The organism is Terriglobales bacterium (assembly GCA_035764005.1).
Classification (GTDB): Bacteria; Acidobacteriota; Terriglobia; order Terriglobales; family Acidobacteriaceae; genus Gp1-AA112.
Genome location: DASTZZ010000052.1, coordinates 1 through 12,698, shown reverse-complemented (window position 1 = coordinate 12,698; position 12,698 = coordinate 1). Strand labels below are relative to the sequence as shown.

The following is a 12,698-nucleotide window of genomic DNA, read 5'->3' as shown; positions in this document are numbered from 1 at the left end:
AATGAGCAGTTTCTTGGGCAGGATGATGTTTGTGTTCGCGGTCTTCACAATCTTTACGGCGAATATCAATGCTCAATCCAGCTACGACCTCCGCTCGCCGGACAATCGCGTTGAATTAAGAATTCGCACCGCCGACCGCGTTCACTATGACCTTCTATTGAACGGCCGTGCGCTGCTGGCAAACTGCACGCTGTCACTGGATGTCGAGCACAAGAAGCTCGGCATTGCACCCAGGGTCCTCGATGCCAAGCAGCGCAGCAACGATCAGATCATCCGTCCAACGATTCGGCAGAAATTCGCGCAGCTTCGCGATGCGTACAACGAACTGCGCCTGACGATGGACGGCGGCTATGCCGTCACCTTTCGCGCGTACAACGAAGGCGTGGCGTACCGTTTTGAAACTTCGCTACCGCAGCAGCAGGTGAAAGTTTATGCGGAAGAATCCAACTGGAACTTTCCTCAGGACTCGATTGTTTACTATCCGCAGGAAGACAGCTTTTTCTCGCACAATGAGCGCAAATACACGCCTCAGCACCTGAGTGAGATTATTCCTGCCTATATAGCAAGTCTGCCCGCGGTGGTCGATGCCGGCGAAGGTACAAAGGTGGCGATTGCCGAATCCGATGCCCACGATTATCCCGGACTCTGGCTAAAAGGCACGGGGGCCAACGGCCTCGCAGCGACGTTTCCGCCGTATCCGCTGAAGGAGAAGCTCGAACGCGATCGTGATTTTCGCGTCGTCGAAGCCGCCGATTACATCGCGTCCACTTCAGGCAGGCGCACGTTTCCGTGGCGCGTAGTCGGTATCGCCGAGAAAGATGGCGATCTGATTACCAATCCCATCGTCTGGCTGCTTGAAAGCCCATCGCAGGTTCAAGACACGTCCTGGATCAAGCCTGGCAAAGTCTCGTGGGACTGGTGGAACGCGAACAACGTGTATGGCGTCGATTTCAAAGCGGGAATCAACACCGACACATACAAGTACTACATCGACTTCGCCGCGAAGTACGGATTGCCGTACATCATCCTCGACGAAGGCTGGTACAAGCTGGGCAACGTGCTTGAGGTTGTTCCTGAAATCAATATGGAGGAGCTGGCGGCTTATGCGCGTCAGAAGAATGTCGGCATCATTCTGTGGGTGGTCTGGAAGACGCTCGACGATCAGCTGATTCCCGCTCTCGATCAGTATGCCAAATGGGGAATTAAGGGCATAAAGGTGGATTTCATGCAGCGCAGCGATCAGATCGTGATGAACTTCTACGAGCGAGTCAGCCGTGAGTGTGCAAAGCGGAAGATGCTGGTTGATTTTCACGGTGACCAGAAGCCGGCGTCGATGACGCGCACCTGGCCGAATCTCATCAACGCAGAAGGCGTCCGCGGACTGGAATGGAGCAAGTGGAGCGCCGAAGCAGAGCCCGAGCACAACATGACGCTTCCGTTCACGCGAATGTTCCTCGGACCGCTCGACTACACGCCCGGCGCGATGCGCAACGCCTCGAAAACGAACTTTGCCCCAATCGCAGGCCAGCCGATGGCGTTGGGCACGCGCTGTCATCAGCTAGCGATGTACGTCGTCTATGAAGCGCCGCTGCAGATGCTCGCTGACAGTCCAACGAACTATCTGCGCGAGCCCGAAAGCATGGAGTTCCTCAGCCAGGTTCCGACCGAATGGGATGACACCAAAGTTCTCGACGCTCGCATCGCCGACTACATTCTCGTAGCGCGCCGAAATGGGAAAGACTGGTGGGTGGGCGCAATGTCAGACTGGACGGGACGGGATCTCGGCGTGGATCTATCCTTCTTAGGCGACGGAAGCTTCACGATGGACGCTTACCAGGACGGAGTCAACGCAGATCGCGCAGGCAGCGACTATAAGAAGACCACGAGCCGTGTCACAAAGAATGACAAGTTGAAAATCCATTTAGCTCCAGGAGGCGGCTGGGCCGCACACATTCAGGCGCGTTGAACAAAACTCTTAATCGCTGCACACCCAAATGGAAAAGAAGAAAATCGCAGTTAGTCTCATCCTCATGACATTGCTTTCGTCCCTTACTCTCGCTGCCCAGGATCGAAGCTATGGGCGCTCGATGGCGATCACACCCAACGGCATTGTTGCTACCAGCTTCACGTTGGCTTCGCAGGCGGGAGCGCACATTCTGGCCAAAGGCGGATCGGCAGTCGATGCCGCCATCGCGGCCAACGCCGTGCTCTCGGTCACCGAGCCGATGATGAACGGCATCGGGGGCGATATGTTCGCCATCTATTGGGACGCGAAGACCGGCAAGCTCACGGGTATCAACTCCAGCGGATGGGCACCGCAGGCGCTGACGCCCGAGCATCTGCGCGCCAAAGGCATCACTAGCATGCCGAGACACGGAATCGACAGTGTTACCGTTCCGGGTGCCGCCGCAGGATGGGCGGCGATGCACCGGCGTTTCGGCAGGCTGCCGTGGAAAGAGTTGTTCGAGCCGGCGATTTACTACGCCGAACACGGGTACGCCGTTCCCGAGATCATTCACGACTATTGGGAGAACCCGTATCTTACGGACGAGGGAAAGCGCGTCTTCCTACCCGACGGCCACGCGCCGGCGCTCGGCGAAATCTTCCGCAATCCTGATTATGCCAAGGCGCTGCGTCTTCTAGCCGATCAAGGACCGGACGCGGTCTATCGGGGCGACATCGGCAAGGCCATCGTGGCCACGTCGAACGAACTTGGCGGCACGATGACGCTCGACGATCTTTCCCAATTCACTCCGGAATGGGTGGATCCGATCTCGACCGATTATCGCGGCTGGCGCGTTTACGAATTGCCGCCCAACGGGCAAGGCATGGCCGCGCTCTCCATGCTGAACATCATGGAGCAGTTTCAGCCTGCAGCAGACGGTCCACAGGGCGCGACCGAGCTGCACAAGAAGATCGAGGCCATGCAACTGGCCTACGCCGACCTGAAGCGGTACGTGGCAGATCCTCGCCTTGCGAAAGTTCCCACTCAGGGACTGATTTCGAAGGAGTACGCGGTGCAGCGCGCGAAGCTCATCGATCCGAATAAAGCTCGCTGCGATTACGGACCGGGAATGCCTCCGGGCAGCGACACGACTTATCTCACGACCGTCGATCGCGACGGCAACATCGTTTCCTGGATCAACAGCAATTATTCCGAATTCGGCTCCGGCGTTGTGGTGAAAGGCATGGGATTCCCATTACAGAACCGCGGCGCGCTTTTTGTACTTGAGCGCGGACATCCTGACATCCTAGCCGGGCACAAGCGTCCTTTCCACACCATCATTCCAGCGTTCATGGAGAAAGGAGATCAGCACATCGGCTTCGGCATCATGGGCGGCTACAACCAACCACTAGCGCACGCGCAGTTCGTTTCCAACCTGGTCGACTACGGAATGAACATCCAGGGCGCGCTCTCAGCCCCACGCTTCACCGTGGGCCGCGATTTCTGCCACATCCTGATCGAAAGCCGCGTGAAGCCCGAGGTCATCGATCAACTGCGCGCAATGGGACACGACCTGCAAGTGCGCAAGGACTACTCAGCAGCCATGGGCCGCGGACAGGCCATCCTTCATGATTCAAGCAAGAAGATGAATTTCGGCGCCTCGGATCCGCGGGCGGACGGTTCCGCGGAAATGGAGATTCCGGATTTCTCCCGATAGCCCGTTTCGGGAATTAAAGACGAAGAGCACCAAGGAGACAAAGAAATTCGCGTCTCTGGCGCGTTCGAGTGCGGATTGGGCACTACGGCTAAGAATCTTCTGGGACGGCTGTGTCATTGGTGTTCAAACCTCGGTTGTGGTTCGTGAGAAAAGCAAGGCGGGCTGGCTCTCGCGTGAGTTGCTGGCTGCTGAACCCGGTGGCGGTCTAAGGCGTCCACCTCAAATCGCTGCAGGTTCCTTACCGTTCACCTCTAAAAAATTACCGCTCGACGGGACTCTCTGTAACTCTATGTTTAAATAGAACTTGAACCAATAGAATGCAAGAGAGACCTACTCCCCCGCAGCCGGTGTCTGGACTTCAGCGCGATGCTGCGGCCGCTAAGCGGCGCGCGCGCGAGCTTTGGATGATTGGCAAGGCGCTCGCCTCGACTGATCATCCCGTCATGGCGCATATCGTTCCCATGCGGCGATGCAATCTCTCCTGCGCGTACTGCAACGAGTACGACGACTTCTCGAAGCCTGTTCCCGTCGAGACGATGTACGAGCGCATCGACCGTCTGGGCGATCTGGGTACAACGATTGTCACCATCAGCGGCGGCGAACCGCTGCTTCATCCCGATTTGGACCTGATCATCGCGCGCATTCGCAAGCACGGCATCATCGCGGGCATGATCACGAACGGATATCTGCTCACGGCAGAGCGCATCCACCGGCTCAACAAAGCGGGACTCGATCATCTGCAGATCTCGATCGATAACGTGATGCCGGACGATATTTCGAAGAAGAGCCTGAAGGTTCTCGACAAGAAGCTGCAGTTGCTCTCGGAGCATGCGCTCTTCCACGTCAATATCAACTCAGTCGTCGGTGGCGGTATCCACAATCCGCATGACGCAGTGAAAGTCGGAACGCGCGCTCTGGAACTTGGTTTCACTTCGACAATTGGCATCATCCATGACGGTAGCGGACAACTGAAGCCGCTGCAGCCAGAAGAGCGCGAAGTCTATCGACTGATGAAGTCGTTCGAGAAGAAGAACTATTCGCGCTTCAATCACTTTCAGGATGCGATCGCTGATGGGAAGCCGAACACTTGGCGTTGTCGCGCCGGCTCCCGTTACATCTATATTTGCGAGAACGGACTCGTTCACTACTGCTCGCAACAGCGCGGCTTCCCGGCCAAGCCGCTCGCCGAGTACACCGTCGAGGATATCCGCCGAGAGTTCCTGACCGAAAAAAGCTGCGCTCCGCATTGCACCGTCTCCTGCGTGCATCAGATCTCCTACATCGATCATTGGCGCGCGCCGCAGACGATTTCGGCAATGCCGAATCGGGAACAGATCGATGTCGATGTTCGCGAACTGGTCAGGATGGAGTAAGGCAGCTTCTACGCTGCTAAGCTTCGCAAAAATCAACAGCAACACCAAACACAGGGTGCTTCGGCATTCGCCTCAGCATGACAAACCTGTTATTTACCAACCTTTGTCATCCTGAGCCAAGGAGCGAAGCGACGCCGGCGAAGGACCCTGCGTTTGCGGTTGCCGTTGGTGTTGTCTTCCCAAAACCAACACAACCGCAGGAGCAACGCCAACCATAAGGTCCTTCGGCAAAAATGAGGTCTCAGGATGATCACCTTCACCGCGATAAGGAATCAGGAACTCCTCATAGTCCGGTCCCTTTTCGCTGCTAGAACGCGTCGCCACCACCTCCGCCGAAACCTCCTCCTGAGAATCCGCCACCGCTGAAACCGCCACTGCCGCTGAAGCCAGAGTTGCTGTAGCTTGCGCGTGGGGTCGATACGAATGCTGAGGTCGTGTCTAACGCCATAGCGTTCAAATTGTGCATGAACAGCCAGGTGTTGAAGCTCGGCCCGTACGTGCCCTCATACCAAGTTGGCGGATTCTGCACGATCCCCTGAAATGCTTTTGCCCAGCGGTGCTCTACACCAAGCGCCATTGCATAGGGCAGGAACTTCTCGAATGTGTCAGGCGGCATTCGCTTCAGCCGGTCGGCATCGACCCGGTTCATAAACTCCTGGAAGCCTAGAATCTCCACGCGGGTGCGCACGCCTTTCATGCTCCGCGCCGTCATGATGCTGGCAAAGAGGACGATGATGATCACCGCAAGAGCAATCGCGCCGAACATCCATAGCCCGGATTGCGTGAAGTCAACATGGAGGAAATATCCCGCGAGCACAAATGGAGCGGCGGTGATCACAGCACCGAGAATCCAGTAAGCGTGCGCACTCTCAGGATCGAGCGTGTACATGCCTTTTTCTTTTAAGGACGACATTACATCGGTCTTAATAGGCTGAATGGCAACGTAGAAACGATTGCGCAGATCGGCGATGTGTGTTTCCGTTTGCCCGGCGGGAAATAAGTTCTCCATCATCACGCGCTCGAATGGAGCGAGGTCGTTCCACTGGTCCGGCCCTTTGAGCTGCACAAAGATGTAGTCCTTCTTGTGAAAGACGATCATCTGCGCGATTTCCTGTTCGCGAATCTTGATGTAGCCGCGCACAGCCAGATCGACAAGAGTCGACGTGATGTCGCGCGGATCGGTACTGTCATCGACTAGAGTTCCCACTTCGGCGGGACTCATGTCTTTCGGTGGCTGGTACATCGGCGCAACGGAAAGCCCGGAGCTCGGATCGCGGCCCTTGGTCCACCACAGCGCGAACATTACGATGAACGCAACAATGGGAAGAAAAATGATGGGATTACTCAACAGAAACCACAGAGCCCGCGTGAACTCGCTGGGCGACTGGAGCACTCCCTTGGGAATGAAAACGTCGACGGTGAGTCCGCCTCTGGCGGTTAGCGGATCTGATGTTTCGGCGACCACGTTCGCGCCCTGAATGTCGGTGACAGCCTTATCGTTCGAGTGGTAAACGCCCTGGAATGCCTGCGCGCGCAATTTGCCGTTCGCATCTTCCGGAAAGCGAACATATGCCGACGCCGCGTCGATGGGAACCGGCCATCCATTGCCCGTGATGTTCCAATAGAACTCGTCGTGGTCGTCGAAGAACTTCACGGCATTGCGAACCGAATAGATGATGTGAATGCGCTTGCTGGTATCGGTTGCGCCGGGAATGTAGATGGTCAGGACGCGATATCCACCCTGATTTTTGCTGCTGTACTTGAGTGGATTGCCTTCCTCGTCGATGACCTTTTGGACCTTGAGAAACAGCGAGTAGTTCGAGCCTTCCGGTCCGACGTAATCGACGGGAATGTACCTGTGAATCCCGTGGAAGCTTCCAGCGAAAGCAAGGGTGAGGCGTTCGTTAATATCGGCCGAGCCGTTCTTGTGAACGTCGATATCGGCACTGAAGTCAGAAATACGCCAGCTGCGCTGCTGTCCATGCGCAGGGAGGCCGCAGAACAGCAAGAGGACGGTCAGGAAGCGCGCAATTCTCAGTACGCGCTTATCTGATTGATGAAAGCGGGAACCTGTTTCATCCGCGCTCACGCTAGAACTTGACCACCGGCGTAGCCCGGTCCTCGGCGGTCTCGGTTTGGAAGAATTGACGTGGCGTGAAGTTGAACATTCCGGCAATGATGTTGCTAGGGAACGTTACGATCTTGGTGTTGAGGTCGCGCACCACGGCGTTGTAGTAGCGGCGCGAATTCTGGATCGCGTCTTCGGTTTGCGCCAGCTGGTTTTGCAGCGACGTGAACTGTTCCGAAGCCCGAAGCTGCGGGTAATTTTCCGCTACTGCGAGCAGACCGCGAAGGGCCTGCGTGAGCTGTCCTTCTGCCTGTGCCTTCTCATCGACCGTTGTGGCTGACATTGCTGCCGATCGGTAGCGGGCGATGTTCTCAAACGTACCTTTTTCGTGCGCGGCGTAGCCTTTGACGGTCTCGACCAGATTGGGAATCAGATCATGACGGCGCTTGAGCTGCACATCGATATCGCTCCAGGCAGAATCGGCGCGGACACGCAGTCCGGCCAGCCCGTTGTACAGAACAATGAGCAAGAAAACGATAACGGCGATCACAATGATCGCGATGATCATGCGTTTGCCTCCGGCTTACACCACGATTAACGTGAATCGCGGTCCTGAAGTTCCATGCGAATGCAGTTGGCCGGAAGTTATCACACGGGCGAGTGCAGCGCAATGAAGCCTGTGCCGCAATGATTACTTCCGAAAGCTGCGAGTGCGAACCACTCTTTGTGGACGAAGTGGACGATGTGGACAACGTGGACTGTCCATGATGTCCACTCGGTCCATAAAGTCCAGCGTGTGAGCCATAGGAATTCGGCGGATCCGTTCACTTTCGGAACGCGACATTAATCAGCAGCTTCTCGCCTGAAACATCTACAACGTTGCAGAATGACCGTTCGCCTTGTCGCGTGAAATCGAGCGAAACGCGGCTGTTTCCGATGCGCAGGTTGCGAAGATGCAGAAACTCGAGCCAGTCAGGCAAGGTTGGGTTCACGATGTTCAGTTCCTTGCGAGCGGCTGAGGGTCGTATTCCGAGCAATGAAGTGAGCAGCAGGAAAAACGCGCCCGAAGCCCACGCTTGCGGCGAACAGGAAACCGGATAATGTACGGGTTCGTCGTACTCGTTGCGCTGAACACCACAAAAGAGTTCGGGCAAACGATAGTCGCGGAAGTTAAGAGCAGCCTGATAGAGCGAGGTAAAAATTTTCTTCACTTCGGCGCGAAATCCATACAGCGCCATTCCGTGCGCAACGAGTGAGTTGTCGTGCGGCCATACGGAACCACGATGATAGCTTAGCGGGTTGAACACTCGCTCCGAAGCAGCCAGTGTTCGCCATCCCCAGCCAGATTCCATATCGTCACGCATAAATCGCTGGACGACGAGGCGTGCGCGATCCCGCGAGATTGCACGCGTGAACAGCAGGTGTCCGGCATTCGACGAAATCACTTCCAGAGGACGCTTGTGCGCGTCGAGCCCCATGGCGTAGAAGTTCTCGCTACTCACCCAGAAACTTTTCTCGATTTTTTTTGCAAGCTCTGCCGAAGATTTTCGCAGGCGGTCGGCGCGTTCCGTGTCGCCAAAGACGCGCAGCAGTTGCGACATCCGATACTGCGCTTCATAGCAATAGCCTTGCACCTCGACGAGCGCAATCGGAGGAGCCGCGACACTGCCGTCGCGATGCATGTTGGCATCCCAGGAATCCTTCCAACCTTGATTGGTCAGACCTTTCGGCGATCGCCGCTTGTATTCGACAAAACCATCGCCATCGAGATCGCCGTAGTTCTCGATCCAATCCAGCGCGGCGCGGGCAGCCGGGAGCAGATCCATCACGAGCTTCTCGTCGCCAGTCCAGTTGAAAGTCTCGCTTAGCAGGATGAGAAATAGAGGCGTGGCATCGACGGAGCCGTAATACGGTCCAAAAGGCATTTCGCCGGCACGCGTCATCTCACCGGTGCGGTACTCGTGGGGCATCTTCCCCGGCTCTTCGTCAAGCCAGTCGTTGAACTGTTTGCCTTGATAGCGGGCCAGTACTCGTAAAGTCTCAGCAGCCAAACGAGGATTGAGCAGCAGAGCTTGATATGCTGCAATCAGAGAATCGCGGCCGAACATGGTCGCGAACCAGGGAATTCCGGCAGCAACGATGTGCTGGTCCCCATTTGGGATTTGCAGCGCGTGAAAATCGGCGATGCAAGTACGCAGCGCCTGATCGAAGATGTCATTGCTGCTTTCGAAGCTGGTCGACTCCTGCTCCCAACGGTGAAACGCCTCGCGGCGGTCGCGAAATCCCTGGACTACGGTTTTGCCGGTCGGACGTGCGCTCTCGTCTCCAACGCGACAGCTCACGGTGTTCAGGAGTTCGCGAAATTGTGAGGCCGGAACTTTGAGTTTCCAGCGCGCGATGTTCTTCTCGATTTCATCGGGAGGCGTTTGGAAGCGAACCACGGTCTCGCGAGCCACCTCATCGAGCCCACGATAGAAAAAGACCAAACTGTTATCGCGAATGATCGGCTTATAGTACTGTCCGCATTTGTGGCGAGCGCATCCGCGCACTTGGAACACATCGACAAAATCAGACTCGAAGGCGATCTCGACCAGAAGCTCGGCATCCGATTGGTTGAAGTTTGAGAACGTGATCGAGTCATACAGCAACTGCGACGCCAGCAGTTGCTGCCGGCGAATGTGGATCGTGTTCTCGGGCAGATCGAATGAGTTGATCTGCGAAAGCGATCCAGTTGTCAGCTCGATCTTCGACGCGAAGGTCTTCTCCTCACTGGAGGACAGCACCACCGTGCGATTCCCGCCGACCTTCAACTCCATCTTGCTCAAAAAACGTGTGTCATCGTGAAAGAAGCCAACATCGGGTGCGCCCGGCGGAGTGATGTCTCCCGAAACCGTGGTTGAGAGAAAAGTCTTGCCATCGATGAGAGTAAGGTTGTTGACCTTTCTCGGTTCGTGAACAAGAAACCCGAGCTGTGGCTCGGGATACGGACATCCGACCTCCTGGAGTTCATCAGGAGGTATCTGCACTAGCGTGCTCATGCGGCGGCGGCTCCCGGTTCAGTGAGGATCGAGAGAGCGTCCGCGGAAGTAAGCTCAATGGGCGCTTCTACCGTACAGATCGATTCGTAAAGTTCCAGGTACTTTCTCGTCATCACCTCAACAGAGAAATTATCGCGCGCATATTCGTGAATGAGGAGCGGTGGAATCGATAAATCGCGAACGCAGTCCACCATCTGCTCAACAGATTCGCACACAAAACCTGATACTCCGTCACGTACCACTTCGGGAACGGATCCACGTTTTAGAGCGATGACCGGCGTCCCGCAAGCCATGGCCTCGATCATCACCAGGCCGAAGGGCTCGTTCCACTGAATGGGGAAGAGCATTGCCAGAGAGTTTCCCAGCAGCTCATTCTTCGCCGCGAGATCGGCCTCGCCGATGTATTCGATGAAGCGGCCGTCGATCTGCGGCTTAATCTCCGACTCGAAGTAGCTCTCGTACATGGGCTGAATCTCCCCCGCAAGCTTCAGCGGAATGCCAGTCTTCTTTGCTACCTCAATCGCGAGATGCGGACCCTTAACCGGCGCGAGCCTTCCGATGAAGCTCAAATATGGCTGCTTTTTGGGCTGCAGCCGGTAGTCGGAGAGATGGATCCCGTGGTGAATTGATCTGCAGTGCGGCATGGCCTCAAGCGAGCACTGAAACTCGCTGATTGCCACGTAGTGCACTTGAGGGAAATAGGAGTAGAAGTCGCTCAACGCCTGCTCGTGCGGATGATGCACTGTGTAGACGACCGGCTGATCGACGAACCGCGTGCTCGCGAGTCCAGGAGCGTTGTTCAGATGAATGATGTCGCAATCGCGAGCTGCGTCTGCCATTGCCCAGGTTGTGTGATTTACGTCTTTCAAGCTCCCGAAAATTTCGCCTTTGAGCGGCCACTCTGATTCGGGATACAGCGATCTCACTTCCACATCGACAGTGGAGTCTCCATTGGCGTACACGACTACATCAATTCCATTCTGCTTCAGGCCCTCGGCCAAATGTCCGATGAACAGCTCTGTTCCGCCGTATCGACGAGGGGGAACCGGAATGAAAGGCGGGGCGATCAGGGCAATTCTCATTCTTCTCCTTTAAGTGTTGGTAAACGCGAGAGTTGTGGAGGTCTCTTGCCGGGATCGAGCAATGCAAACTAGTAAGATGCCGGTGCCTCTGGCCCACGTTGGCGCACCAGGAGCGGGCAGATCATTGGTTCAGCAACTGAGAGAAGCGGCCCAGTCAGTTAATGTCCGCATCACCCAATCCACCTCCCCTCCCCCCTCCCCTCCCTGCCGTTCGTTGAACAAACGCGTTCCATCTAATGCACTTAGCCTTCAAGCGCCGGGGATCATTGCCATTTTGAGCGACAATATCTTGTGATCGCTTCTCTGCGATCAATACATATTGCGATTCCCACTTCTGTTTGCCTCTGCAGAGCGACTTCGCCGCAGCGCGGTTGAAGCGATCTGCAGGCCGTAAAGCAGCGTGCCAGCACGTTTGCTGTCCAACGTTTTGTCGGCGAGATCGCGGCAGACATTCATGGCCGCCACACGGATCGCGTCTTCGTCGCTTAGAAGCGGCACCTGATAAGACGTCGGCTTGGCTGTTTCAGAGCTCTTGCGCTTGCGTCCGTCAGGCGTCCGGCCATGGAAGTAGCAAAAAGGCCGACCTTTCAGGGCTGGAGAGCCACAGCCACCGCCATCATCCCTGGTGAATTGACACCGTGGCGCGTTCAGCACCGCAAGCTGCTTCAGCTCATTGCTATGAGTTTCGCCAGACACACTGATTCTCCTTTTGTTCGCTAACGAAATCCGACCACGTCTTGGCTATCAGAGTCAATACTTGATCCGTCGCTCGTTGTGGAAAACTCTGACTATGGCTGTTTCAGAGTTACTGTGTACAACAATCAGAATCTGTCATGTTGAGCGGAGGAGGGTCCCGCGCGTTTCCGGGGACCCGCCGAGCGCTGCAGTTGCGCTCGGTGGGGCGGGCGCGGGAGATGCGGGTCCCCAAGAACGCGGTTTTCGTTCTTGGGGTGCAGAGACGGGAGTCGAAACATCTTGCGTTTTGGCTTTCGAACGCAGCAAGCCTGAAAATGGTCTAGCCGTACCTAGTCTCGACAAAAAAATAGAAGGTTGAGGTCATTTCCAAGATGATCGTATGAAGGCTCGTCGGGCGAGTCATTGCTCTTGAAGGTGGACGTGAACGGCGAGACGGTGCGCGTGTTCGGCCGCACGGGAGAATTGGCGGAGCGTCTGGAAGCCAGCGGTTACGACATCCCGGGGGGGGGCGAGATCGAAGCCGGAATGGAACTCCATCTCCCTGCTCGGTGAAAGCCGGTCAGAACAACGGCGGATACAAGACCATCGAAGAGTTCTTGCCCGAAGCCGCTGCCTGAACTGATGCCATACCCACCTGTTCCGAGTCAGAGAGAAAAAGACGCCTCTGACTCGGATTCTTCTTCGATACCATCTCCCAAACCCAATCCACAACTTGCTAACCGGTTACTTCCAGAACTTTCGTCCTTAAACTCCCTAACCAGAGCTATACTAAGACGTCT

10 protein-coding genes are annotated in these 12,698 nt (G+C 56.0%); 4 read left to right on the top strand and 6 right to left on the bottom strand.

The features are described 5' to 3' along the window. The first annotated feature begins 1 nt into the window (after position 1). From VFU50_07530 to VFU50_07520, 3 genes are all read left to right on the top strand, one after another. The gene (locus VFU50_07530) at positions 2-1,966 is read left to right on the top strand and encodes a glycoside hydrolase family 97 protein (GenBank protein ID HEU5232691.1); all 1,965 of its coding nucleotides are present in this window, start codon (positions 2-4) and stop codon (positions 1,964-1,966) included. A 28-nt stretch (positions 1,967-1,994) separates the two neighbouring features. Next, positions 1,995-3,662: a gamma-glutamyltransferase gene (gene ggt / locus VFU50_07525; protein HEU5232690.1), complete on the top strand. Its 1,668-nt coding sequence runs from the start codon at positions 1,995-1,997 to the stop codon at positions 3,660-3,662. 317 nt (positions 3,663-3,979) lie between these two features. Next, entirely contained in the window at positions 3,980-5,035 is a 1,056-nt protein-coding gene (locus VFU50_07520; GenBank protein ID HEU5232689.1) for a radical SAM protein, read from the top strand. A gap of 93 nt (positions 5,036-5,128) precedes the next feature. Here VFU50_07520 and VFU50_07515 read toward each other — a convergent pair whose 3' ends face one another. The 6 genes from VFU50_07515 to VFU50_07490 form a co-directional block, all read right to left on the bottom strand. Further along, positions 5,129-5,359, bottom strand: coding sequence for a hypothetical protein (locus tag VFU50_07515; GenBank protein ID HEU5232688.1), 231 nt, complete (start codon positions 5,357-5,359; stop codon positions 5,129-5,131). Beyond that, entirely contained in the window at positions 5,343-7,124 is a 1,782-nt protein-coding gene (locus VFU50_07510) for a DUF2207 domain-containing protein (protein ID HEU5232687.1), read from the bottom strand. Before VFU50_07510 ends, VFU50_07515 begins: the two co-directional genes overlap by 17 nt. 1 nt (position 7,125) lies before the next feature. Beyond that, entirely contained in the window at positions 7,126-7,671 is a 546-nt protein-coding gene (locus VFU50_07505) for a LemA family protein (protein ID HEU5232686.1), read from the bottom strand. A gap of 256 nt (positions 7,672-7,927) precedes the next feature. Further along, positions 7,928-10,141: a glycogen debranching N-terminal domain-containing protein gene (locus VFU50_07500; protein HEU5232685.1), complete on the bottom strand. Its 2,214-nt coding sequence runs from the start codon at positions 10,139-10,141 to the stop codon at positions 7,928-7,930. Beyond that, positions 10,138-11,223 carry a glycosyltransferase family 4 protein gene (locus tag VFU50_07495; GenBank protein HEU5232684.1) on the bottom strand — a complete coding sequence of 362 codons (1,086 nt, stop codon included), beginning with the start codon at positions 11,221-11,223 and terminating at the stop codon, positions 10,138-10,140. The genes VFU50_07500 and VFU50_07495 overlap by 4 nt, the downstream gene beginning before the upstream one ends. A gap of 309 nt (positions 11,224-11,532) precedes the next feature. Beyond that, a complete protein-coding gene (locus tag VFU50_07490; protein HEU5232683.1) occupies positions 11,533-11,919 on the bottom strand; it encodes a hypothetical protein in 387 nt (128 codons plus the stop codon). Positions 11,920-12,321: 402 nt separating this feature from the next. Between VFU50_07490 and VFU50_07485 the strand changes: the two genes are divergently transcribed. Then, positions 12,322-12,471, top strand: coding sequence for a hypothetical protein (locus tag VFU50_07485; GenBank protein ID HEU5232682.1), 150 nt, complete (start codon positions 12,322-12,324; stop codon positions 12,469-12,471). The last annotated feature ends 227 nt before the right edge of the window (positions 12,472-12,698 follow it).